The organism is Zobellia barbeyronii (assembly GCF_018603515.1).
Taxonomy (GTDB): Bacteria; Bacteroidota; Bacteroidia; order Flavobacteriales; family Flavobacteriaceae; genus Zobellia; species Zobellia barbeyronii.
The window spans coordinates 692,495-718,028 of the sequence record NZ_JACATN010000003.1 but is presented as its reverse complement, the minus strand read 5'-3'; the positions used below and the strand labels follow the sequence as shown (position 1 = coordinate 718,028).

Here is a 25,534-nt window from a genome sequence, read left to right as displayed (position 1 = left end):
ACATCTATTTGCACAAATTACCTCTGTTCGCCCTAACTTAAAGAACAAAATTTTCCTTGCGGAAATTGTCTTCTTCATCAGTTTCGATACCCAAAGCATCGTAAATGTACTGAAACGTAGATAGTAATTGAGGCTTACCGTTAACAATGGCTACATTGTGCTCAAAGTGTGCACTTGGTTTTCCATCTGCAGTTAAGATTGTCCAACCATCCTTAAGTTGTTTTATGCGTTTTGTTCCCATATTGATCATAGGTTCAATGGCAACAACAAGACCTTCTTTAAACTGTTTTCCTCGACCACGTTTTCCGTAGTTTGGCATTTCTGGTCCTTCATGTAGTTTTTTGCCCAATCCATGACCAACCAATTCACGCACAACTCCGTAACCATGGTTTTCACAGTAATTCTGGATGGCAAAACCAACATCTCCAACTCGGTTTCCAGTTTTGAATTCTGAAATCCCCAAGTACAATGACTCTTTGGCTACTTTTAATAGTTTTTTAGTTTCTTCAGATACTTCTCCTACGGGAAAAGTATAGGCATGATCACCGTAATAACCATTTTTAAGAGAACCACAATCCACAGAAATAATGTCACCATCTTTCAATGGTTCATTGTTTGGGATACCATGTACCACTTGAGCATTAGGGCTCATATTCAATGTATTCGGAAAGTCGTACATGCCTAAGAAACCTGGTTCAGCGCCCTGTTCCCGTATGAATTCTTCTGCTAACTTATCAAGAAATAGAGCGTTGACACCTGGTTTTATCTCCGATGCCAGCATGCCCAAAGTTTTTGATACTACTAGGGCGCTTTCGCGCATTAGTTCTATTTCCTCGGGTGTTTTTAATTTAATCATAGTGGCAAAGGTAAAAATAATTGATGTTATTCTTTATACAAGAGCTTCTCTTGTCATTAATTTAGGTTGTGGAACACCTAGTAATTTTAAAATGGTTGGAGCAATATCGCCTAAAACACCATCTTTAATTGCTTTAATGTCCTTGTCTACCAAGATTAACGGAACAGGGTTAGTGGTATGTGCTGTATTTGGACTACCATCTGGATTAACCATGGTTTCACAGTTACCGTGATCGGCAATTACAATAGAAGTATACCCGTTTTCTAAACCTGCGGTTACCACAGCTTTGGCACATTCATCAACAACTTCACAAGCTTTTATTGCAGCAGACATAACTCCTGTATGACCTACCATATCTGGATTTGCGAAGTTTAAACAAACAAAATCAACCTCTCCTTTTTTCAATTCAGGAATAATGGCATCTCTAATTTCATAAGCGCTCATTTCTGGTTGCAAATCATAAGTGGCAACTTTAGGAGAAGGGCATAAAAGACGCTGTTCGCCTTCAAAAGGCTCTTCTCGTCCACCATTAAAGAAAAAAGTAACGTGTGGATATTTTTCCGTTTCCGCAATACGAATCTGCTTTTTATGTGCTCTCTCTAAAACCTCACCAAGGGTATCCTCAATATTTGCTTTATCATAAACTACATGAACACCATTGTAAGATGCGTCATAGTTTGTTAGCGTAACGTAGTATAAATTTAATTTATGCATGTTTTGCTCATGCATATCTACTTGGTTCAATACTTCAGTAAGTTCACGGCCACGATCAGTTCTGAAGTTGAAGAAAATAACCACATCATCTTCTGAAATTTTAGCAAGAGGATTTCCGTTGCTATCAGTCATTACGATAGGCTCAATAAATTCATCAGTAACCCCATTATCATAATTCTCCTGCATTTTGGCACCAATGTCAGTAGTTTTTTCGCCCTCGGCATTTACCATGACATCGTAGGCTTTTTTCACTCGTTCCCAACGTTTGTCACGGTCCATAGCAAAATATCTTCCTATTACAGAAGCTAATTTTGTATTTTTATCGGTGCAAAAATCACTAAGATCGGTCAAGAAACCTTTTCCGCTTTTAGGGTCAACATCTCTACCATCGGTAAAGGCGTGAACGAACATATTTTTTACGCCAGAATCATTCCCTGCCTCAATAAGTCCTTTAATATGGTTAATGTGGCTATGAACCCCACCGTTACTAACCAAACCTAAAAAGTGTACAGGCTTGTTATTTTTCTTGGCATAAGCAAAAGCATCTTTCAAGACTTTCTCGTCTTTTAGGGTATTCTCTTTTACTGCCAGGTTTATTTTAGCTAAATCTTGGTATACGATACGTCCGGCACCAAGGTTCATATGGCCTACTTCACTATTACCCATCTGGCCTTCAGGAAGACCAACATTCATACCGTCTGTAAGAAGGTTTGCGTTTGGATAGTTTTTATAAAGTGAGTCAACAAATGGAGTATTTGCATTGTCTACTGCGGAGACCTTGGGATTGGGAGATTTGCCCCAACCATCAAGAATCATAAGTATTACTTTTTTGTTCATGGCTATGATAAATTAGATTTTCAAAAGTACTGTGATCTAAGAGGAAATGCCAATTATAACGGTGCTTTTTTAATGGGATTTTAGCATTGTTAGAGATTCCACATTTTATTGGTTTCAACGAGGTTTTTTAAACCTTAGCTGAAAAGTTTTCAATTTTTTATGTACTTGTAAAAAGTATGGTGGAATGATTTTATTGATTGATTATGGGGCTTTATTTGAGTGTTGTCAAATATTCGTAAATGTTAAAATTTAGTTATTATGAGCCTACGGCTGTAACAACTTCGCAAAATTCCAGTCTATTATTAAACAATCAATTATTCATTCATCAATTTAAATCATTCATCATGAGAAAAACGTTATTAACTTTCGCAATGGCCTGTTTGGTCGGAACTTCAGCCGTAATGGCCAATGACACAATTACTACTACAGATGCTTCTGCATTTGAAATGTATGACACGGTAGAGCTAAATTCTTTTTGCAAAGCAATTATGCAGGGAGATATAGATGTTGTAAAAAAACTGATAGAGCTTGGCGAGGATGTCAACAAAAAGTCTTTAGGTATGACGCCGGCTATTTTTGCTGCCCGTTATAACAAGGCCGAGATTTTAGAATTATTAATAGACAATGGAGCTAACCTGAAAATTAAAAGTGATAAAGGGTATTCCATTTCAAAATATGCAGAGCTTTCTAATGCTTCTGAAGCCCTTAGGGTAATTGAAACAGCAATGGGAAGCTAAAAATTTGAATTAGTCCGATTGCTATGAAAAACAAGAAACCCGACCATATTAATATGGTCGGGCTTTTTTTCATATAGTTTCTCGTAAAAGAGCGGTAAAGCGCTGTGAATTAAAATTCAAACCCGTTAACGGCTCTGTCTACAAACGCGTAAACAGCCATAAACAGCATTAATCCACAAAATACCGAATATGCCTTTAGAAGTATTACTACTAGTTCAGGCTTGCAGTTCTCAAATGCTTCGGTATATAAATTTTTAAAGTGCGATAGTGTTCCCATATAGTTTTATTTTAAATGCCTTGTCTAGGGGCATTGATTATTGTAAAAGCTATAATGGTTAAATTGCTGCGTTAGCAACGGTAGTATTTGGGAGGTGTAAAGATAGATAAATAAGGACACAACAGGCTGCATTTCAACGAATTTAACAACCATTCATGCCATTTATAAAATAAAAAGCAAAAGGCGCTTAAATCGAATCTATATCCGTTTAAGCGCCTTTTTAATATGTTTTAAGAAGCATTATTGGTTACGGTACTTCTCTATAGATTCTTGTATTTTTTCGATTCTATTCTCGGGATCTGGATGCGTACTTTGAAATTCTGGAGCACGATCAGGTCCTGCTGCAGACTTTAAAATCTCCATAACGTGAATCATTTCTTCAGGTTGATAACCAGAGTTTATCATAAAGAGAACTCCAAGGTCATCACTTTCCAATTCATCCCCACGACCATTTTTAAGTAGCGTGTTTTGGCCAATTCCGCCAACTAAGCCTCCCATATCACCTCCTACAGAAGCTCCAGTCGATAAGGTTTGCCAAAATTCTCCTTCTGCAATACGCTCTGCGGAGTGTCTACCAATTACATGGCCTATTTCATGACCAAGTACACCTGCCAATTGTGCTTCATTTAATTGTCTGAATAGGGCATAGGTAATGAAAACGGGACCTCCAGGTAATGCAAAAGCATTAATAGTTTGGTCATCTGCCAAAAGGTGAAAGTCATATGCATACGGAGTTTCTCTTGCAATACTATTTTGAACGAGCTTATTGCCAATCTGGTCTACATAGGCTTGTAACTTTTCATCTGGATATAGCCCACCATATTGTTGTGCAATTTCTGGAGTACTTTGTAGGCCTATAGCAATTTCTTGTTCGGCACTCATATTAATGGTCTGTACTCTTCCGGTATATTGGTTTTCTTCTTTACTACTGCAGCGCTTAATAAAAGCAAATGCTACAATGGCCAAGCCAATGAATATTCTTATTTTCCAACTTCCTCCTCGCATGGTATAGTGTTATTTATCAGCTCAATATACAAAAGACTTACAGAAGTTCTGTATTGATATCTAGGATATTGTCTTGTATATAATTGGTTAAGAAGCCTTCTGTGAAGTGTTCACTACCGTAGAAATCTTCGTCTTTTAGCAATTGCATGATGTTTTTTCTGCGAAATTCAGTCAACATAGGCACAGAAATAGGTGCGTAGCTAAAATGCCATGGCTCATATTTAAATCCTCTGCGGCCAGGTACATCTGTATATACTAAATGAAAATCAAAACTTTTTGAATTTTCATCCATCCACTTCTTAAAATCGCCATAGGGTTCTCCTTCTGAGAATTTGGAAGGTACGAGCATATCTCCTTTTACATTTCTGTTTCCGTCAACAATATCAATATCGGTTCCCCAATGATGACGACTAGTTCCCGGTATGGTAGAGTATTCTATAATTTTATCAATGGCATTTTGAGGAGTCATGCCATTATCGTCTGTGTATTTTAAGTATTTACGTTCCCAAATAGAACGTTGACGTTCAAAATTACGATAGCTAGATACTACTTTTAAATTAATACCATCGCTATATGCAGCCTTCTTCATTTCTACAAACGCATCATGTGCCTCTTTACGTAAATTAATACCTTCTCCGTAGAGTTTAATATCGGTTTTACCCATTAACTCTAAGATGCTATATTCAAAATCTTTAGAAAATGCCAAATTGGGTAAAGCTGCCAAAGCAAGGCCAGCAACACCACTTTTTTTTATGAATGCTCGTCGTTCCATCATACCATTGTTGAATTTAATCGTGTTCACAATCTAAGCAAAGATATTCAAATTTGATGCCAAGAATAGATTGTGGTTATATTGATAACGTTTATGAAGGTACAAATCTTGTAAAGTAGGCTTGTATCTTTAAAATAAATTAAACGAGTACTATATTTTAAAGGAAGCTTTTTATTCAATGTGCTTGTTTATAGTAAAAAAAACCAGTTGGCCCGGTGTAAAGTAGCTTTGTTTATTTAGAGGATTACTCTTGATTTATATACAAGAATCCTTGATGTTTAACATCAATATCTTTCAAATCAATAATATAAAAATAAACTCCAGCAGGTAGTTTTTTTGAGGTAGCAACTACACTACTAACGTTGGCTGTACCTCCAAAGCTATTGTCGTAGTTAGTAGCTTCGTAAACGGCCCGTCCCCATCTGTTGTAAATGGTAAGTTGATTGTTAGGCGATAAAGAAACGGCATCCAAAACAAGAAAATCAGCTTTTCCATCCCCGTTTGGTGTCATTAGGTAATTACCCAAATCAACACTTTGTCTACTAAGGCTTCCACCAAAAGTGATAATAGTATAGTCGTCCGGTGTAAAAGTGTCCGATGTTATTTCACCTTGATTAAAATCTCCTTCCATGGCGGTATTACCTAAATCCTCCCAAATGCTGTGTTCTGTATGCCAACCAACCACTCTTAAGTTTTCAACTTTATCCATAAAAGTAGATAGACTACTGTCCGTATCCCATCCTAAGGTAACTTTGGAAGATACCTCTGTGTCTAAATCCCAAAACTCTTCATTGCTTATGGATACTAAAATATCAGTTCTATTTTCTGTATTAAACGTAGTATGAAAGGTAGATGGGTGATTAGGGTCTTCGAAAAAGTAAGCCGACTTGGCATTCTCGTTAATTTGGTTGGAAGATAGTTTTAAAGGTCTTAATTTATCAAAATGACCTATGGGGAAAATAAAATCTTGTTGGTTTCTTACAGCTGAATATCCATCTACTTTGGTAAAATTAGTATCACCATTATAAAAGGCATCATTAATATATTCAATGTTCGTGTCAATTAAAAATTTGGGGGTAACCAGGTCTCCCGAAATAAAATTGCTGTTGTTCTTTATTCCTATACCAACTTCTAAAATAAGGTCTTTATCTACAACTATTTCTAAGTCCTTAAAAACGGGCCTGAAAGCTCCGCTTATATAGGCTATGTCTTCATTATAAAAACCGGCTAGACCTTTATTATCATCAAAGGAGCCGTCATTGATTAAATTTTGGTAAAAACCAATCTGTGCATCTTCATGCATTTTCATGTTTCCAAAATTATGAAATGAGTCTTGTGCGACCATGTTATTACTATACATGCTCAAGACTAGGCTACCAATAATAATTGCGTATTTCTTCATCGTTTTTAGGGTTACTTTCTCCAGGCTATTTCAATTAAAGTTTCTGGATATTCCACAGCAGTTCCATTACAATAAGCTTGTAAAAAATCACCTTGGTTAAAATCGATATTTATAGTGTCATCTTGGCCACCTTCTGTAGCTGCAATTGCTAAAACAGCTATTGGTATAAGGCCATCATTTTTTCTGATTTCCAATGTCCAGGTGTTGGCGTTTTCAGTTTGGACCGTAATTCCTGTAATTGTACCATCTCTAAGCATACGCCAACCGTTTTTATCAGATTCTGCACCATTAAACTGTCTCATGTAGGCTAATGTGGTTGCAGGATTGTTGACTCCCCAACCTACCATAGTACGGTCAACGCTCAGCCATTTTGTTCTAGATCCGTCGTAAGCATATAGAATACCATCGTTTCCCATAAAAATTTGCCCACTTTCGGTTCCGGTTGGAGTAGTGGTGCTGGGTTGAATTCGTAAAGGCACACCTGCACTTTCAATATCTATTTGAGCGTTAGGCGTAGGATTATTTATACCTACGTTTCCGGTAGAGGATATTCTAATTCTTTCACTATTATCCGTTTTCATCACGAAATCCTGAAGGTCCGTAGTTCCTAAAAAATGAGTGGTAGCATTAGAGCCAGTATTTCCTGTAGCTCCCCAGAAATCTACTGAATTTGTATCTATTGAAGGTATTTTTTTAAAACCTGAAGCAGTGTTCAAGTACATTTTTTCCTCGTCGGTATTATATAAAAGTGAGCCGGCTACAGGATTTATACCGGTATTCATTTCTAAGGTTGTTGCATTAGTAAGCCCCAGTAAATAGTTGCCATCTACTTGCGCTACGACCTCGCTAGGGTATAGTGCAATAAGTGATAAAGACATTACTATTAATCGTTTCATAATTGGTTTGCAATTAATGGTTTAGTGGGGGATATATTTATTGTTGCTGATTGAAGCGATTTGGTGTAAGTAGGTTTAAGAAAATAAAGAATAGCATCTTGATTTCTATCAGCGTGGATACCTAATTTATTGAAAATAAAGAATATACGTTTTTCTATTGTCATTAGTATTTCATTAGTATGTTTGAGATTTTCATACCTATATGGTAGAAAGAAGAATCAAAATATAATGGGCTCACAGCTTTTCTAGAGGAAGTGAAAATAATGTTGTCATTTCGTAAGTAAGTTACATTACCCAAACAATCCACATCAATACTTAGAACATCTCCAGCTGCGTAACTTGAAACATAACCTAGACTGGCCCCACTTTCTCGAATCTGTATTTGAGAATTTGAAACTATATACATGGCATAATTAAGGTTAGGGTAGGAGGCACTTGAAGAAGGGTCATAACTTAGCCCTATCATCGCTAATAGATTTGTTTGGTTGGGTGTAAAATCTAATCTACCACCTTTTATATTACTTATTTCATGGTTAAGTGAGTAACCTTGCGCGTTCCAACCTGCTGTTGCAGTTTTAGTCAGGATGTTACCATCATAGGTCATTGAGCCTGTAAGGACCATATCTGTAGCGGTTATACTATTAGTTGTAAGTGGGGATGATGCTTGTAATACAAAGCCACCAGCTAAGGTGCTTAAACCTGCATTATTGGTAACGGAAATATCAAAATTTCCATAAGCTCCTCCAGTGGTTACATTAGCAGTTATTTGAGAAGAACTATTGATTACTACAGAATTTACTGTTTGTCCTGTAATTGCAACTGTAGATGCACCGTCAAAGTAAGCACCTTGAATGATTAAGTCTCTGGTTTCACTCAGTCCAAATTGAGAACAGTTACCTATTCCGGCATTAGAATTTGAAACAATAGGTGTGTTGCCGGGTACAGTAGGGCTAAAATTCACATCAGGGTCAATACCATTGGAAAAAGTAAAAGATCCGTCTGGATTGGTGGTAAATGTAGATTTAATGGAAGAAACTACATATGGGTCTGCCGTTGTTCCGGTTCCGCTTATACTAACATTATCGTTAGCAACAATTTTTGTTTCATTGCCCTCAGGCGTCAGTTTCTGCCAAAGAGTACCATTAAATTGGTATAAAAATTTATCATTAGTATTGTAGATTAGAGAACCTTCAATAGGACTTGCCATTGCAGTAATTTCTGCTAGGGTAGCAGAGTGTATACTTACTAGTTCATTAGCAGTAGGGGCTTGGGCCCATGTTACTTTTATCACTAAAAGCAAAACTATATATAGTAATTTCTTCATTTGCTTACAGGTCTAAAATGGTGAACATAAATTCAGAATCAAATCTAGTACGGTCCGTACCTCCATTATCGTTATCTCCTATGATTACGTCAAATGTTGTAGTGGTTTGGCTACTGTATGATATTCCTGGGTCATCATTTCCAGCACCACCTCTTCCTGGTTGTGATAGTTGAATAATGTAATCTGAATCTGCTGTTGTACCTGCGGCCAAAGTAACTTGGTAGTGACCTAAACCAGCCAGTTTTGTGACAGTAACTCCGGGAGTTGATTTAATAACCGTTCCCGCTGAAGAAATTTTACCAAAAGCTTTGATAGGGCTGTTATAGAAAACTCCTGCGTCTGTACCTGCGGTCACGCTATTTCCGGCATCAGTGCTAATCTTTGGGTCTGCTGAAGGAGCGTCTATCCAATCTGTTCCAGTTGCTGTTGATGACAATACTTGGCCAGCTGTTCCAGCTTCGCCATCCTTGTCTTCAAAACTACCATCTAGTCTCATGTTATTAGCTATATGAAGACTTTCGTCTGGTGTAACTGTACCAATACCTACATTTTGAGAGGCATCAATTAACATAGCACTTGTTCCGTTGGTGGAGAAGCCTAATTGATTGGCGGCTAGTCTGTACATACCCATGTCCGCATCACTATTAAAGCGATAAGAAGGAGCATTGGCAGTACCGTCTGCATTGGCAAATGAAGTAGCCCTAACTTGTCCGCTAACTTGTAGTTTATGAGTAGGGGTATCGGTACCAATGCCTAACCTGTTAAGTGTGCTATCCCAAAATAGTTGGTCGTTATCTTCACTAGGAGTTCCTGTAGCACCTGCAAAGAAAACAGAACCTGTCGTTCCAGAGTGGTTAAAAGTGCTAGAATCTATCCAAGAAACTGTTCCTGTATTGTCCGTAACGAGTGATTGGTTATTGGCTCCCGCAGCTATTTTTAAGGGAGTTACGGCACCGTTGGCAATGGTTAAGGTGACATCCTTAAAAGCAGAATCAGTTCCGTTGGTAACCGTTAAGTCTGTAGAAGTTATATCTCCAGTAGCTAAACCATCAACATAATTTTTAGTAGCTGCATCTTGCGCGTTGGAAGGGTCTAATAAATTGGTTAAAGGATGACTGGCCATAGACAATGTGCCTGCCATGGCATCTCCGTTTACATTCAAATACCGAGCATCGTTTGTAGAAAGGTCGGTAGTTACTTCTTGCCATCCTGTAACATCATCATAAATAAAGGCAACTCCATTTCTATCTGCCGTTAAGCCAGATTCTCCGGTTACTATATAAATATCTGAATCTAATCCCATTGTCGGTAAATCTGCTTCAAGACCTGTTGAGGTACTTGAAAGGATTACGGCAACATTACCATTTGCGGCCGGCACAACACCGTTTACACTTCTTACTACACTGGTAACATCATCTGTTCCATTTGCCTCATTAGTAAAGCGTAGAATACTTCTATTTCCAGAAACTTCTGCAAATGAGGTTATAGTTTCATTAATAACCACTGTAGAGGCATCAGGTTGCGTTATGGTTGCAATCTTATTCCCCGTAACTAAATCTGAAATACCTAAGGCATCAACTTCTAGTGCTCCAGTTGTAGCATTCTGTGATAAACCATTTCCTGCAACATCAACATTTATTTTGGTAGCGGTAACTGCATCGGTTTCAATAGTTAAAGCACCGGTGTTGGATAGGGTGGCGTCTCCGCTCATCGCAACTCCTTGTGCAATATTACTATTATCTCCAACAAAAATATTGCTGTTTGTGAGGCTATTTACACTTCCAACTTGACTGTCAACATACGTTTTTACAGCAAGTTCAGTTGGGAACTTCGTATTAGAGGCGTCAGCAAGATTTACGTCCGTAGATTTATTATTGGCATCTTCTTTTAAGTTGATATTGTTTTGAAGCGTGGTTTCTGCTGCAGTAGCTCTTAGTTGTTCCGCTAAAATAGCGGCATCGGCATCGGCTTCATTTTGATTTACATCATTCTGAACTGCGGTAATATCAGCTGATTCTTCCAAAGCTGAAAGGTTAGCTGTTACTGAAGTTCCACCTTCACTAATTGTTAATATACTTGATGTATTTATGGTTACTCCAGTAATATCGTCATCGGCAGTAGCCGTAATTTGTCCGTCTACATAAGTCTTAACGGCAAGTTCTGTTGGGAACTTTGTGTCCGTAACATCGGCAAGAGTTACGTCAGTCGATTTGTTTGCGGCATCTTCTTTTAATGCGATGGCGACATCGGCATCGGCTTCGTTCAAGTCAACATCGTCTTGAACGGCAGTAATATCGTCGGACTCTTCCAAAGCGGAAAGGTCAACGGTTACTGAGGTGGCACCTTCATCTATTTTTAAAAGACTGGCAGCATCTATAGAAGCTCCTGTAATATCATCATCAGCTGAGAGTGTTATTTGTCCATCAATATAAGTTTTAACGGCAAGTGCTGTTGGGAACTTAGTATTGGTAGCATCTGAAAGAGTTGCATCAGTTGATTTATTGGCGGCATTTTCTTTTAACGCGATAGCGGCATCGGCGTCAGCTTCGTTCTGGTCAACATCATTCTGAATAGCGGTTTCGGCAGCAGTTGCTCTGTTTGTTTCTGCGAGTATAGCTGCATCTGCGTCAGCCTCGTTTGTGTCAACATCATTTTGAACTGCAGTGATATCGGCAGACTCTTCCAAAGCTGAAAGGTCAACTGTAACTGAAGTAGCGCCTTCATCAATTTTCAAAACACTGGCAGCATCTATAGTCGCAGCTGTAATATCGTCATCGGCAGTTGCTGCTATTTGTCCGTCCACATAGGTCTTAACGGCAAGTTCCGTTGGGAACTTGGTATCGGTAGCATCGGCAAGGGTAACGTCAGTAGATTTATTTGCGGCATCTTCTTTAAGAGCGATGGCAGCATCGGCATCTGCTTCATTTTGGTTTACATCATTTTGGATAACAGTTTCAGCAGCAGTAGCTCTAGTTGTTTCGGCTAAAATTGCAGCATCGGCGTCAACTTCGTTCTGGTCAACATCATTCTGGATAGCAGTTTCGGCAGCAGTTGCTCTGTTTGTTTCTGCGAGTATTGCAGCGTCCGCGTCGGACTCGTTTTGGTCCACATCGTCTTGAACGGCAGTAATGTCGGCAGATTCTTCCAAATCGGAAAGGTCAACGGTAACTGAAGTAGCACCTTCGTCAATTTTCAAAACACTGGCAGCATCTATAGTCGCTGCTGTAATATCGTCATCTGCGGTAGCGGCAATTTGTCCGTCCACATAAGTTTTTACGGCAAGTTCTGTTGGGAACTTGGTATCGGTTGGGTCGGCAAGGGTAACGTCGGTTGATTTGTTTGCGGCATCTTCTTTTAAAGCGATGGCTGCGTCTGCATCTGCCTCATTTTGATTTACATCATTTTGGATAGCAGTTTCAGCAGCAGTAGCTCTAGTTGTTTCGGCTAAAATTGCAGCATCGGCGTCAGCTTCGTTCTGGTTAACATCATTCTGGATAGCAGTTTCGGAAGCAGTTGCTCTGTTTGTTTCTGCGAGTATTGCTGCATCAGCGTCGGCTTCATTTGCATCAACATCGTCTTGAACAGCAATAATGTCGGCAGATTCTTCCAAAGCGGAAAGGTCAACGGTAACTGAAGTAGCACCTTCGTCAATTTTCAAAACACTTGCAGCATCTATAGTAGCAGCTGTAATATCGTCATCGGCGGTAGCGGCAATTTGTCCGTCCACATAGGTCTTAACGGCAAGTTCCGTTGGGAACTTGGTATCGGTAGCATCGGCAAGGGTAATGTCGGTCGACTTGTTTGCGGTATCTTCTTTTAAAGCGATGGCTGCGTCTGCATCTGCCTCATTTTGATTTACATCATTCTGGATAGCAGTTTCAGCGGCAGTTGCTCTAGTTGTTTCGGCTAAAATTGCAGCATCGGCGTCAGCTTCGTTCTGGTCAACATCATTCTGGATAGCAGTTTCGGCAGCAGTTGCTCTGTTTGTTTCTGCGAGTATTGCAGCGTCCGCGTCGGACTCGTTTTGGTCAACATCGTCTTGAACGGCAATTATATCTGCAGATTCTTCCAAATCGGAAAGGTCAACGGTAACGGAAGTAGCACCTTCATCAATTTTCAAAACACTGGCAGCATCTATAGTCGCTGCTGTAATATCGTCATCTGCGGTAGCGGCAATTTGTCCGTCCACATAGGTCTTGACGGCAAGTTCCGTTGGGAACTTGGTATCGGTAGCGTCGGCAAGGGTAATGTCAGTCGATTTGTTTGCGGCATCTTCTTTTAATGCGATGGCAGCATCGGCATCTGCCTCATTTTGATTTACATCATTCTGGATAGCGGTTTCAGCTGCTGTTGCCCTGTTGGTTTCTGCAAGTATTGCTGCATCAGCATCGGTTTCGTTTTGGTCTACATCGTCTTGAACTGCAGTAATAGCGGTGTCCGCGTCGGACTCGTTTTGGTCTACATCGTTTTGAACGGCAGTAATGTCGGCAGATTCTTCCAAATCGGAAAGGTCAACGGTAACGGAGGTAGCACCTTCGTCAATTTTCAAAACACTGGCGGCATCTATAGTCGCTGCAGTAATATCGTCATCTGCAGTTGCGGCAATTTGTCCGTCCACATAGGTCTTAACGGCAAGTTCCGTTGGGAACTTGGTATCGGTTGGGTCGGCAAGAGTAACATCTGTCGATTTGTTTGCGGCATCTTCTTTTAATGCGATTGCTGCATCTGCATCAGCCTCATTTTGATTTACATCATTTTGGATAGCAGTTTCAGCAGCAGTAGCTCTGGTTGTTTCGGCTAAAATTGCAGCATCGGCGTCAGCTTCGTTTTGGTCAACATCATTCTGAATAGCGGTTTCGGCAGCAGTTGCTCTATTTGTTTCGGCAGTAATGTCCGCAGATTCTTCCAAATCGGAAAGGTCAACGGTAACGGAGGTAGCACCTTCGTCAATTTTCAAAACGCTGGCAGCATCTATAGTCGCTGCAGTAATATCGTCATCTGCAGTGGCGGCAATTTGTCCGTCCACATAGGTCTTAACGGCAAGTTCCGTTGGGAACTTGGTATCGGTTGGGTCGGCAAGAGTTACGTCAGTCGATTTGTTTGCGGCATCTTCTTTTAAAGCGATGGCAGCATCTGCATCTGCTTCATTTTGGTTTACATCATTCTGAATAGCAGTTTCAGCAGCAGTAGCTCTAGTTGTTTCCGCTAAAATTGCAGCATCGGCGTCAGCTTCGTTCTGGTCCACATCATTTTGAACGGCAGTGATATCTGCGGACTCTTCCAAATCAGAAAGGTCAACGGTAATGGAAGTAGCACCTTCGTCAATTTTCAAAACACTGGCGGCATCTATAGTCGCTGCAGTAATATCGTCATCTGCAGTTGCGGCAATTTGTCCGTCCACATAGGTCTTAACTGCAAGTTCCGTTGGGAACTTGGTATCGGTAGCATCGGCAAGGGTTACATCTGTCGATTTGTTTGCGGCATCTTCCTTTAAAGCGATGGCAGCATCGGCATCTGCTTCGTTTTGATTTACATCATTCTGGATAGCAGTTTCGGCAGCAGTTGCTCTGTTTGTTTCTGCGAGTATTGCTGCATCAGCGTCGGCTTCATTTGCATCAACATCGTCTTGAACGGCAGTAATGTCGGCAGATTCTTCCAAATCGGAAAGGTCAACGGTAACCGAGGTAGCACCTTCGTCAATTTTCAAAACACTGGCAGCATCGATAGTCGCTGCAGTAATATCGTCATCTGCAGTTGCGGCAATTTGTCCGTCCACATAAGTTTTTACGGCCAATTCTGTTGGGAACTTTGTATCGGTTGGGTCGGCAAGGGTAACGTCGGTTGACTTGTTTGCGGTATCTTCTTTTAATGAGATGGCCGCGTCCGCGTCCGCTTCGTTTTGATTTACATCATTCTGGATAGCAGTTTCAGCGGCAGTAGCTCTAGTTGTTTCGGCTAAAATTGCAGCATCGGCGTCAGCTTCGTTCTGGTCAACATCATTCTGGATAGCAGTTTCGGCAGCAGTTGCTCTGTTTGTTTCTGCCAGTATTGCGGCATCAGCGTCGGCTTCATTTGCATCAACATCGTCTTGAACAGCAATAATATCTGCAGATTCTTCCAAATCGGAAAGGTCAACGGTTACGGAAGTAGCACCTTCATCTATTTTTAATAAGCTGGCAGCATCGATAGTCGCAGCTGTAATATCGTCATCTGCAGTTGCGGCAATTTGTCCGTCCACATAGGTCTTAACGGCAAGTTCCGTTGGGAACTTGGTATCGGTAGCATCGGCAAGGGTAACGTCAGTCGATTTGTTTGCGGCATCTTCTTTAAGAGAGATGGCAGCATCGGCATCTGCTTCATTTTGGTTTACATCATTTTGGATAACAGTTTCAGCAGCAGTAGCTCTAGTTGCTTCTGCTAAAATTGCAGCATCGGCGTCAGCTTCGTTCTGGTCAACATCATTCTGGATAGCAGTTTCGGCAGCAGTTGCTCTGTTTGTTTCTGCGAGTATTGCTGCATCAGCGTCGGCTTCATTTGCATCAACATCGTCTTGAACAGCAATAATGTCGGCAGATTCTTCCAAATCGGAAAGGTCAACGGTAACTGAAGTAGCACCTTCGTCAATTTTCAAAACACTTGCAGCATCTATAGTCGCTGCTGTAATATCGTCATCGGCAGTGGCGGCAATTTGTCCGTCCACATAGGTTTTTACGGCAAGTTCCGTTGGGAACTTGGTATCGGTAGCGTCGGCAAGGGTAATGTCGGTCGACTTGTTTGCGGTATCTTCTTTTAATGCGATCGCAGCATCTGCATCTGCCTCATTTTGATTTACATCATTCTGGATAGCAGTTTCAGCGGCAGTAGCTCTGGTTGTTTCGGCTAAAATTGCAGCATCGGCATCTGCTTCGTTCTGGTCAACATCATTCTGAATAGCGGTTTCGGCAGCAGTTGCTCTATTTGTTTCGGCAGTAATGTCTGCAGATTCTTCCAAATCGGACAGGTCAACGGTAACCGAGGTAGTACCTTCATCAATTTTCAAAACACTGGCAGCATCTATAGTCGCTGCAGTAATATCGTCATCTGCAGTTGCGGCAATTTGTCCGTCCACATAGGTCTTAACGGCAAGTTCCGTTGGGAACTTGGTATCGGTAGCATCGGCAAGGGTAACGTCAGTCGATTTGTTTGCGGTATCTTCTTTTAAAGCGATGGCTGCATCTGCATCTGCCTCATTTTGGTTTACATCATTCTGGATAGTAGTTTCAGCGGCAGTAGCTCTAGTTGTTTCGGCTAAAATTGCAGCATCGGCGTCAGCTTCGTTTGTGTCAACATCAGCTTGTAAATTTGTTTCGGCAGCTGTAGCTCTGTTAATTTCAGCAAGTAGTGCGGAATCTGCATCCGCTTCATTTGCATCAACATCGTCTTGAACTGCAGTGATATCTGCAGATTCTTCCAAAGCTGAAAGGTTTGCAGTGGTACTATTTCCGTTCTCGATATCAATATTTAAAATAGATGTAGTAGCGTCTAAATTGGCATTTTCCAAATTTTGGTTGTCCGTGCCAACAAAGTTTATTGCGTTAGTACCATTACTAAAAGTATAGCTACCATCTAGATTGTCTACTAAGTTTGCTTTTGAAATTAGAGCAGAAATACCCGCTTCATTCGTATAGGTTACCGTACCATCATTATTATCCAATAAGGCGGTAATGGTTTCCCCAGCAGCAATGTTTACACATAGACTGGACCAAATATTACCTTTGTATTGAAACAGGCAATTCTGATCGGTGTTAAAGACCAGTGCCCCATTTAATGGAGTAATACTGTTCATTTGGGCATTGGTAACCCGCGTAACCACAAATACTTTAGTGGAACTTTCTAGTTCCATTAACGAGGCCGCATCAATCTGATTAATGTTATCTCCAATTTTTACTTGTGAAAACGCGAGTTGCGTTAAAAACAAGAGAACGACGAGGGGAACGTTTTTCATATTAATTTTCAATTTTATAACCATTTATTTTTGAGAACAAATGGCAGGTCAGTTATAATTATTCTTTGAAAATGACATTCAAAAAATAAGCTCAAATAGCTTTAAAGAAAATTTCAGATTCGTGTGAAAGGGTTCCTTGTGGGGGCAAGTAGTCTAATGTTCAATTTTAGAATCCAATTAAATTACAGCTTAAGCTTAGAAATATGTTTTAAACTTAAAATGTAAATCCCTGACGTGTCATTATAAATCAGAGCCTCTTTAACTTTTTTTAAGTAAAGTTAGAGTCAGATCGATGAAATGCACACTATTTGTTGTGAAGTGAAGTGAAGTTGTAGTGTTACAAGGGAAAATAGTTGTAGGTAAATTCTGTAAAAGTAAAATGAAGTATAAAAGATCGATGAACGGTAAAAAAAAAGAGACCTAAGTGGTCTCTTTTTTAATTAATCGTTCGCCAAATATAAAAATCCTTGGAATTCAAGGTCCAAATCGTCTAGTGTAACAATATAGAAATACACCCCAGAAGGAAGGCCTTGGTCTCTTGTTATGACAAAATTATTTTGTGTGGAAAGTCCGTTGAACTCATTTGTGTAGTTTTGTTTTTCAAAAACCTTGAGTCCCTCACGGTTATAAATCTGTACAAAGTTGTTAGGTGATAACGCCAATTCTGGAATCTCAAGAAAATCATTAATGCCATCTCCGTTAGGAGAAACAAAATAGTTTTCTAGTTTTAAAAAATCTCTAGGTTCACCCATGGCAGCAAACGTAAGTACTTCGTAGTCATCCGGAATAAAAGAACCGGAAGCTACAACGCCTTCGTTTAAATCTCCTGCAGGTGCTGAACCATTAAGGCTTTCCCAACGATTGGTAGCTTTACTGTAACCTACAATGGCAACCTCGTTAACATCACTAGTTAGAAGGCCAATGTTGCTACGTTCGTTCCAAGAGAGTTGTATACTAGAAGGTACGGAACCTTCTAAGTGCCAAAATTCTATTATACTGATATCGCCAATCTGGGTATCTTTATTATTTGTATTATATGAACCCGGTAGGGTAGTAGGGTTATTAGCGTCTTCTATAAAATAGGCACATCTGGCTAAAGTATTAATGCCTTCTGAGCTTAATATTAACGGACGTAATTGCGCATCATCTCCTACGGGGAAAATAAAATTCTGCTGATCGTTTACACTCGCATAACCGTTTACCTTACTAATATTACTTTGCCCATTGGGAAAAGCATTTGCCAAGAAGTTAAGTGATAAAGCAGGTTGTGCCCGATCGGTAATGACATCTCCGGTAACAAAGTTGGCATTGTTCAATACGTTTAAAGCGTTCTGTAAAACTGTTCCTGACCCTGTTACAAACTCTACATCATATAGCGTAGCAGGAAAGCTACCACTAATGCTGCGAAGGTTATCTCCGTAGAAACCGACTAAGCCCAGATTTTCATCAAAACTACCATCATTAATTAGATCGGTATGAAAGCCCATGACACCACCTTCATGAATACGGAGGTTACCGGTATTGTACAATGCTTCTTGTGCCTGTACGCCCGATGCCAAAATTAGAGCCGCTATGTATAGATGTTTTTTCATGTTCAATGCAGATTGAATCTGTTGGTCTTTTTATTTATTTAGAAGCGCTTTGATTTCTTCAATGTCGTTTTTCATGGTTTTCAACTCGTTTGCCATGGCTTCTTTTTCTGCTTTAAGTCTATTGATTTCTTTTTCTTGTTCAATAGTGTGAAGAAAAAGTTCTTCTATTTTTTCAAGGTTTTGCAAGTTTGAATTACTTAAGTTCCAATGACCTTCTTCTTTAGCTTTAATAGCAGACGTTACCCCTGGTAAGTGGTGGTTCTTTTTAATGAACGCTTCTACTTCGCTAAGAGTATTAAAGTTATAGCTTTCTTTTAGTTCTGAGTTTCCTAAGAAATATTTTTGGAAAACGTAATCTGGTATTTGGATTACGGGGTCGTTGGAAATAAAACTACCATCAGCTTGTATGCTACCCGCCACATGAAGTTTTTGTGCTGGAGTAGCTGTACCGATTCCTACGTTTTGAGAAGGGTCAATTGTCATTGCTTCAATTCCTCCTGTGGTGAATCTTAAGTAGTCTACCAATCCCCCCTGATACATACCTGTATTTGTGTCACCATTAAAACGGAAAGAAGGTTCACCTACGGTACCATCAGAATTGAGAATTCCTTGAGCTCTTATTGCACCATCAACTTCTAATTTATTGGAAGGAGTGTCAGTACCAATACCAACATTTCCACTGCCATCAAAAGCAAAATCATTTCCACCAAGATTAATAGTTCTATCTTCAGCTAAAGTAACATCTTCGTTTTCCAGATTTTCTGGAACAGCCCAAACTGTTTCACCTGCTGCATTGGTACTTAAAACTTCACCGTCAACACCTGCTGCAATTTTCCCTACTGTTACAGCATCGTCCGCTAATTGAGCGGTATTAATTCCTAAAGGAGCTACTGTTAATGGTGTCGTTGCACCTCCGTCTCCTGTTATTGTTATTCCATCGCTAGAAACTGGTCCACTAATATCCGCAAGTGGAACTGACAATGCTGTACCATCTGAATCTGTAATAGTAAGTGAATCGTCAGTACCATCTGCATCTGTATCGGTAATTTCGAACGTTGAGTTAGTAGTGTTTGCACCACTTCCAATATCTGCAAGCGCAACAGATAACGCCGTACCATCTGAATCAGTAATAGTAAGCGAATCGTCTGTACCATCTGCATCTGCATCGGTAATTTCAAACGTTGAGTTAGTGGTGTTAGTATTACTGCTAATATCTGCAAGGGAAATAGACAATGCCGTACCATCTGAATCAGTAATAGTAATCGAATCATCAGTACCATCTAAATCTGTATCGGTAATTTCGAACGTTGAGTTAGTAGTGTTTGCACCACTTCCAATATCTGCAAGCGCAACAGATAACGCCGTACCATCTGAATCAGTAATAGTAAGCGAATCGTCTGTACCATCTGCATCTGCATCGGTAATTTCAAACGTTGAGTTAGTGGTGTTAGTATTACTGCTAATATCTGCAAGGGAAATAGACAATGCCGTACCATCTGAATCAGTAATAGTAATCGAATCATCAGTACCATCTAAATCTGTATCGGTAATTTCGAACGTTGAGTTAGTAGTGTTTGCACCACTGCTAATATCGGCAAGGGGAACAGAAAATTCCGTACCATCTGAATCTGTAATAGTAAGCGAGTCGTCGGTACCATCTGCATCTGCATCCGTAACTGCAAAAGATGCGTTAGTTGTGTTGATTTCAGATAGGAGTATAGACACAGTTGCACTTTCAGAATCAGTTATGGTAAGTGAATCATCGATTCCGTCCGCATCGGTATCTGTTGTTTCAAATGTAGTGTTCGTAGTGCTTGTACCAGTTCCACCAGTACCCCAAACAGTTTCTCCGGCTGCGTTTGTAGTCAAAACTTGACCGTCCGTACCAGCGCCATTTCTGGCGATAAGGTTTCCGTATAGTTGTATGTCTTTATTACTTAATATACTAAAGCTTTTGTCAGCAAGAGTTGGATTGGTTGCCGTTGCAACGGTATTTTGAAGGAAATGAAAATCTCCCACACCCCAAGCACCTGTTCTTTCGTAAGATAAAGCACCCTTACCGTGGGCATTATCTAAATCCACAGAAAACAACATACCTACAGCTGAATTATTCTCGTTCTGATTCGTTCTATTCTGCATCTCTATTGGGTACGTAAGTTTACCATTTAATTGCTCGGCAACATGAATTTTTACTTTAGTGGACATTACGCCTCCGTCTAGTCCAATACCTAAAGCTCCAAAATTACCGCCATTCTCTTCTCTAACATTAGGATCCCAGAAAAATTCATTTCCAGCGTCGGTAGGTGCATTACTATCATCTGCAAAAAAGATTGAATTAGGAGTTCCTGTATGACCTCCTGAATTATCAGCAATTGTCCAGCCACCTGCCCCAGCGTTGGCAGTAATATCCCATTGTATAATTTCTCCATTTGCAGTGGCTCCCATAGGACTTAGGTCAGCTAAGTCAATAGTACCATCTTCTATTTTAGCAGAATTAATAGCGTCATCAGCTACTGTATATTCATTGCCAATAAGACCAGTACCTGAAATCGTATTCGCATCAAAAAGAGCAGAAGCTCCACTTGGTGGAAGATCAGACCATACAACGCCAGTGGCATCAGTACTTAAATATCTTCCAGTAGTTGCTGAGGGTTCTATTTTGAAAGGATCGCCAGCCGTACCAACACCTGTAATAGTTGTTCCGTCTGCTACTTCTGTTGTTCCAGTACCTCCACCACCAACAGCTGTTAATTCATAAGGTGTTAGTGCAGAGCCATTTCCTGCCACTGTTATACTTGGAGTTGAGTTAATTTGTGCAGTTGTACCGCCGCCACCAGCTAAAGCACTAAGGTTAACTTCATTAGTAGCAGTTGCGGCATTGGTTATTGTTAATATGTTTGTAGCAGGATCGAAATCCAAGTCTTGTAATTCGTTCGTAACGCTTCCGTCAATCTCGTTGTTCGCGTTTATTACATATGGAGTGGCAGTAGTTCCATTTCCTTGTATGGTTACATTGTTTCCTGCATTTATTTTGGTATCCGATCCAGTTGCCGTAGGCAAATTAACAGAACCAGGAACACCACTTATAGAAAGTTGGGATCCAGTAAGGTTTAAGGTTTGTAATTCGTTGGTAGGACTATTATCATTATCCGCAGCAATCGCAGCAGCATTGGTCGCAATACTAGTTTCTATTGTAGTAGCATCAAAAAGAGCACCGCCATCACTTCCAATTACAATAGCATTGTCCGCATCGGCACTTACTATATTGGCACCGGTAATAAAACCAGCATCATTGTTAAAGAAGCTTAAACCAAGACTATCCCGATCAATGGCATATGGGCCAACTGCATTTTCAGCAATTCTAGCCTTATCTACGGCATTAGGAGCTAATTTTCCTCTGCCAATAGATCCATCTTGTATATCTACACCATTAATACCTCCATTTAATATTTGATCACTAGAGATACTATTAGGAGCTATTTCTATATTGTTACCATCCGCAGTAGGGGTAATTACAATAGTACTTTCGTCATTTTCGATAGGTAAAGCCGTGAGAGCACCGCCATCAACACCTTCACACATACTAATCCACGCTGTACCATCATAATAATAGACACAATCTGCTGTAGTGTTATAGACCAAGGCACCACGGTTGGGTACAATGGTTGCCATTTGTTCTGAATCTACCCTGGTAATGACCAATACCTTATCTGAACTTTCGAGTTCTAGAATAGAGCTTGGGTCAATAACTTGGGGGTTATCACCTATTTTTACTTGAGCTTGAGCAAAACTGATGAGGAAAAAACCGATAAAGAATAACGGTATCGAGATGCGCTTTTGCATACAATTGCGATTTAAAATTTTAGGGTAAACAAAAATAAAATTATATTGGAACTTATCTAAATTAACAAGACAAACTACGTGTAAGTCTAGCTAAAAGGATTATGGTTATTAGTAATGAGGTAGTTACAACATAGATTTTAGTTATTTTACGAATTAACAAAAGTTTAGCCACCGTGGTTTTTTTAAGACCAAAACATGTATTTCCTTTAACCACTTAATTTAAAAAACTGGTAACTCTATTTTATTGTACGAAAGTACTCCTTATAAAGTTGCCCTGAAATTGATTTTAAAAAACCACGTCTTTTACAAGACTACTTATAAAACAACCAAATGAAGATTATCCCTACCCTAATATGTGTTCTTTTTACTTTCTTATCTGTAACCGCCCAAGATGATGATCGCCAATTATTACGTGGTACGGTATTGTACAGAAATATAAGTGTACCTAATGAGAACGTTATAAATATTACTACAGAAACTGCAGTGATATCTAATGAAGAAGGACAGTTTGCTATAATGGTTAAAGCTGGTGATGAATTGGCCTTTACAGCAGTAAACTATAATTTGGAAGTGCTTAAAGTTACCGAAGAAATTATTGAAAATGGCCGTTTGGTAGTTGAAGTGAACGAAAAGGTTACTGAATTGGATGAGGTGGTCGTAAGCCCTGAAAACGAGGAGAAGTTCCTACAATTGCAGAATGAAGAATTTAAAAAGGTTGAGTATGATATTGATCGCTCTACCGAAGTAGAAAATATAGCCCTAAGTGAATCTGAAAGGGGAATGAAAGACGGACTTAATTTTGTAAATATATTTAAGGCGCTGGCTAAAGCAAGTAAAGGAGATACCGCTGATAAGAAGCCACGTATGAAAATGAGTCAAGTATTAAGACAGGTATATGATGATGAGTTTTTTGTAGCCGATCTTAAATTACCTCAAGCTTCTATAGATGATTTTCTAATATATTTAGATACCCACGAACCTGAATATGCATTGCTTTTAAAGAAAAACGAATTTGAGCTAATCGATTTTTTGGTCAACAAAAGCAAGGCGTACCGAGAACTAATGAATGAAGAGAAATAAACTTCTTTTTATATTTTTTTTCTTTCTCTTGACGGGTCTATCCGCTCAAGATTTCTTTTCTGATGAACTTCAGGGCCGCGTTTTTAGTAAGGATGGTGATGTGGCCGCAACTCACGTTTTGAATACAACCACTAAAAAAGCCACAATTACGAACATTGATGGTTTTTTTACTATTGTCGCTAAGCTTAATGATACCTTGGTGTTTTCTGCTGTGCAATATAAACGCAAGGAAATTGTAATTACGCCTAGTCTTCTTGAAAGCAAACTTCTAATGATACCACTAGAAGAATCTCTGACAGAATTGGATGAGGTGGTGGTTATGCCCTATAATCTTTCGGGAAATATAGCAAGTGACCTTAAAACCTTGAGAACGGAGCCTGTCATTACCGCTTCTACTTTAGGGTTACCTAATGCTTATGTGGTTCCCATGACTAAAACAGAGCGCGAATTTCAGGCTGCTACCGCAAACCCATACATGAGTTTTGACCCGTTAATTAATATGATTACCGGTCGTAAGAAAATGTTGAAAGCTCGCCTAAAGCGGAATGAGAAATATGCCCGAACCCAACGGGTACGAGAATTTTATGTGGATTCCCTTTATACTACCGAGCTAAAAATTCCCCAAGATAAGATTGAAGAATTTATGTACTTCTGTGAAGTAGATGCCGCTTTTCAACAAATTGTAGATACCCATGATAGAATAAAAATATGGGGTTATATGAGGAAGAAGAGTATTGTGTACCTTAAGAATTATGAAGAGTAGATGATGATGTAGGTGATAAAAAGCAATTAAGGTTGTAGTTATTTGCTAAAATAGTATCATATGAAACCATTGCAAAAATTATTTTCTGTAAGTGTTTTGGCAATGGTGGGAACCATGTCTCAAGCCCAAGTTTCATTAGAAGGTCGTGTATATAGCAAGAATGGTGATGTTTCTGCCACACATGTGTTGAATACAACCTCAAATAGAGCCACAATTACAACTACCGATGGTTTTTTTGATATTGAAGTCCAGCTTAATGACACCTTGGTTTTTTCGGCTGTGCAATTCAAAAAGAAAGAAATAGTAGTTACAACAGCTATTTTAGGAAGTAAATTACTGGTAGTTCCCCTAGAGGAAGTTTTGACTCAGTTAGAGGAGGTAGTGGTAACCCCATATAGTTTAACAGGAGATATGAATAGGGATTTAAATAGAGTTCCTGTTGGTTCAATAATTACGGCGCGCTCATTGGGTTTAGAAAACAAAAGGGCAATTAACCGTAAAGGAATGGGTGAAACTTTTAGATTAAATAAATACCTAAACCTAGTTACGGGTTATGATACCATTACTTTAGCGATGAAGGTCCGATTCGATTTGAAAATTGTGAAACTATCCGAAGATATCTCAGGAAAGACCAAAGATTTAAAAAAGTATGCGACTTTAGAAAAAGAGGTTCGGCAAATAGATGAGATACGGTTATTTTTTACGGACTTTGTTTTTGTAAATACTCTAAATATTCAAGAAGAACAAATTAATGATTTCTTGAACTACTGTATGATTGATGCTGATTTTAAGGAACATGCAAACGCAGGTGACATGGCTTCGTTATATAAGTTAATGTCACAGAAAAGTCTCGTTTACAGAAAAAACAACGGGTTGGACTAATACTGTTTTTGGCATAACATTTGCCTATTTTTGTAGTAGAAAATGAGTTTATGAAATCTTTAAAAAAGTTTCTTGTAATACTAGTACTTCCATTGGTTGCCTTTACGGCAGCTCATAAGTTTTATGTAAGCGTAACGAATGTCAATTATTCAGAAAAAGACAAGGCGTTACAAATCACTTCTCGTGTTTTTATAGATGATCTAGATAAATTACTTCAAGAACGGTATGATGTGAAATCTAAATTAGCTACAGAGGAAGAATCGCCATTGGCCGATGAATACCTGGAGAAATACCTGCGGGCCAAATTTGTAGTGGAAGTAAACGGTGCAAATGCCTCTTATAATTATATAGGAAAGAAATACGATGCAGATGTAGTCATCTTTTATATTGAGGTGCCCAATGTTGATTTAGCAACATTAAAAACCATTCAGATTGAAAATGAAGTTTTGACCGATTTGTTTGATGAACAACAAAACGTAGTGCACTTTAAGGTAGGAAAAGATAAAAAGAGCTTTGTTTTAGTCAAATCTCGTACTAAAGGAATGTTAAAACTATAACATCTAGGTAACT

Annotated in this window: 16 protein-coding genes; 5 read left to right on the top strand and 11 right to left on the bottom strand. The window is 39.4% G+C overall.

Annotated features, from left to right (window positions below; genetic code table 11):
• Positions 1–37 precede the first annotated feature (37 nt).
• Positions 38–856 (bottom strand): type I methionyl aminopeptidase, encoded by an 819-nt coding sequence (gene map, locus HW347_RS11535; RefSeq protein WP_214611988.1) that lies wholly within the window; start codon positions 854–856, stop codon positions 38–40.
• Positions 857–889: 33 nt separating this feature from the next.
• Entirely contained in the window at positions 890–2,407 is a 1,518-nt protein-coding gene (gene gpmI, locus HW347_RS11530) for a 2,3-bisphosphoglycerate-independent phosphoglycerate mutase (protein ID WP_214611987.1), read from the bottom strand.
• Between the two features lie 344 nt (positions 2,408–2,751).
• Here gpmI and HW347_RS11525 point away from each other — a divergent pair, with 344 nt between their 5' ends.
• Positions 2,752–3,144 (top strand): ankyrin repeat domain-containing protein, encoded by a 393-nt coding sequence (locus HW347_RS11525; protein WP_214611986.1) that lies wholly within the window; start codon positions 2,752–2,754, stop codon positions 3,142–3,144.
• Positions 3,145–3,253: 109 nt separating this feature from the next.
• Here the strand turns inward: HW347_RS11525 and HW347_RS11520 are convergent, their stop codons facing one another.
• From HW347_RS11520 to HW347_RS11480, 9 genes are all read right to left on the bottom strand, one after another.
• Positions 3,254–3,421 carry a DUF6747 family protein gene (locus HW347_RS11520; protein WP_162857274.1) on the bottom strand — a complete coding sequence of 56 codons (168 nt, stop codon included), beginning with the start codon at positions 3,419–3,421 and terminating at the stop codon, positions 3,254–3,256.
• Positions 3,422–3,661: 240 nt separating this feature from the next.
• Complete coding sequence (locus HW347_RS11515) at positions 3,662–4,426, bottom strand: M48 family metalloprotease (protein ID WP_214611985.1); 765 nt, start codon at positions 4,424–4,426, stop codon at positions 3,662–3,664.
• A gap of 37 nt (positions 4,427–4,463) precedes the next feature.
• Entirely contained in the window at positions 4,464–5,198 is a 735-nt protein-coding gene (locus HW347_RS11510; RefSeq protein ID WP_214612155.1) for a M15 family metallopeptidase, read from the bottom strand.
• A gap of 244 nt (positions 5,199–5,442) precedes the next feature.
• Positions 5,443–6,600, bottom strand: coding sequence for a gliding motility-associated C-terminal domain-containing protein (locus HW347_RS11505; protein WP_214611984.1), 1,158 nt, complete (start codon positions 6,598–6,600; stop codon positions 5,443–5,445).
• A gap of 11 nt (positions 6,601–6,611) precedes the next feature.
• The gene (locus tag HW347_RS11500; protein WP_214611983.1) at positions 6,612–7,496 is read right to left on the bottom strand and encodes a hypothetical protein; all 885 of its coding nucleotides are present in this window, start codon (positions 7,494–7,496) and stop codon (positions 6,612–6,614) included.
• A 163-nt stretch (positions 7,497–7,659) separates the two neighbouring features.
• Positions 7,660–8,820 carry a hypothetical protein gene (locus HW347_RS11495; protein WP_214611982.1) on the bottom strand — a complete coding sequence of 387 codons (1,161 nt, stop codon included), beginning with the start codon at positions 8,818–8,820 and terminating at the stop codon, positions 7,660–7,662.
• A gap of 4 nt (positions 8,821–8,824) precedes the next feature.
• On the bottom strand, positions 8,825–16,804 hold the full coding sequence (locus HW347_RS11490) for a hypothetical protein (protein ID WP_214611981.1): 7,980 nt from the start codon (positions 16,802–16,804) through the stop codon (positions 8,825–8,827).
• Between the two features lie 440 nt (positions 16,805–17,244).
• On the bottom strand, positions 17,245–18,396 hold the full coding sequence (locus tag HW347_RS11485; RefSeq protein ID WP_214611980.1) for a gliding motility-associated C-terminal domain-containing protein: 1,152 nt from the start codon (positions 18,394–18,396) through the stop codon (positions 17,245–17,247).
• A gap of 30 nt (positions 18,397–18,426) precedes the next feature.
• Positions 18,427–22,239 carry a beta strand repeat-containing protein gene (locus tag HW347_RS11480; protein WP_214611979.1) on the bottom strand — a complete coding sequence of 1,271 codons (3,813 nt, stop codon included), beginning with the start codon at positions 22,237–22,239 and terminating at the stop codon, positions 18,427–18,429.
• Between the two features lie 330 nt (positions 22,240–22,569).
• On the opposite strand from HW347_RS11480, the gene HW347_RS11475 reads away from it, so the two are divergent.
• The 4 genes from HW347_RS11475 to HW347_RS11460 are packed head-to-tail and all read left to right on the top strand — an operon-like array spanning position 22,570 to position 25,521.
• Positions 22,570–23,319 (top strand): hypothetical protein, encoded by a 750-nt coding sequence (locus HW347_RS11475; RefSeq protein ID WP_214611978.1) that lies wholly within the window; start codon positions 22,570–22,572, stop codon positions 23,317–23,319.
• Positions 23,306–24,082 carry a carboxypeptidase-like regulatory domain-containing protein gene (locus HW347_RS11470; RefSeq protein WP_214611977.1) on the top strand — a complete coding sequence of 259 codons (777 nt, stop codon included), beginning with the start codon at positions 23,306–23,308 and terminating at the stop codon, positions 24,080–24,082. Before HW347_RS11475 ends, HW347_RS11470 begins: the two co-directional genes overlap by 14 nt.
• Positions 24,083–24,142: 60 nt before the next feature.
• On the top strand, positions 24,143–24,964 hold the full coding sequence (locus tag HW347_RS11465; protein ID WP_214611976.1) for a carboxypeptidase-like regulatory domain-containing protein: 822 nt from the start codon (positions 24,143–24,145) through the stop codon (positions 24,962–24,964).
• 50 nt (positions 24,965–25,014) lie between these two features.
• Positions 25,015–25,521 (top strand): DUF6702 family protein, encoded by a 507-nt coding sequence (locus HW347_RS11460; protein ID WP_214611975.1) that lies wholly within the window; start codon positions 25,015–25,017, stop codon positions 25,519–25,521.
• Positions 25,522–25,534: the final 13 nt, after the last annotated feature.

Coding starts and splice junctions, on each gene's coding strand:
- map (WP_214611988.1), bottom strand. CDS start 856: ATGATTAAATTAAAAACACCCGAGGAAATAGAACTAATGCGCGAAAGC.
- gpmI (WP_214611987.1), bottom strand. CDS start 2,407: ATGAACAAAAAAGTAATACTTATGATTCTTGATGGTTGGGGCAAATCT.
- HW347_RS11525 (WP_214611986.1), top strand. CDS start 2,752: ATGAGAAAAACGTTATTAACTTTCGCAATGGCCTGTTTGGTCGGAACT.
- HW347_RS11520 (WP_162857274.1), bottom strand. CDS start 3,421: ATGGGAACACTATCGCACTTTAAAAATTTATATACCGAAGCATTTGAG.
- HW347_RS11515 (WP_214611985.1), bottom strand. CDS start 4,426: ATGCGAGGAGGAAGTTGGAAAATAAGAATATTCATTGGCTTGGCCATT.
- HW347_RS11510 (WP_214612155.1), bottom strand. CDS start 5,198: ATGGAACGACGAGCATTCATAAAAAAAAGTGGTGTTGCTGGCCTTGCT.
- HW347_RS11505 (WP_214611984.1), bottom strand. CDS start 6,600: ATGAAGAAATACGCAATTATTATTGGTAGCCTAGTCTTGAGCATGTAT.
- HW347_RS11500 (WP_214611983.1), bottom strand. CDS start 7,496: ATGAAACGATTAATAGTAATGTCTTTATCACTTATTGCACTATACCCT.
- HW347_RS11495 (WP_214611982.1), bottom strand. CDS start 8,820: ATGAAGAAATTACTATATATAGTTTTGCTTTTAGTGATAAAAGTAACA.
- HW347_RS11490 (WP_214611981.1), bottom strand. CDS start 16,804: ATGAAAAACGTTCCCCTCGTCGTTCTCTTGTTTTTAACGCAACTCGCG.
- HW347_RS11485 (WP_214611980.1), bottom strand. CDS start 18,396: ATGAAAAAACATCTATACATAGCGGCTCTAATTTTGGCATCGGGCGTA.
- HW347_RS11480 (WP_214611979.1), bottom strand. CDS start 22,239: ATGCAAAAGCGCATCTCGATACCGTTATTCTTTATCGGTTTTTTCCTC.
- HW347_RS11475 (WP_214611978.1), top strand. CDS start 22,570: ATGAAGATTATCCCTACCCTAATATGTGTTCTTTTTACTTTCTTATCT.
- HW347_RS11470 (WP_214611977.1), top strand. CDS start 23,306: ATGAAGAGAAATAAACTTCTTTTTATATTTTTTTTCTTTCTCTTGACG.
- HW347_RS11465 (WP_214611976.1), top strand. CDS start 24,143: ATGAAACCATTGCAAAAATTATTTTCTGTAAGTGTTTTGGCAATGGTG.
- HW347_RS11460 (WP_214611975.1), top strand. CDS start 25,015: ATGAAATCTTTAAAAAAGTTTCTTGTAATACTAGTACTTCCATTGGTT.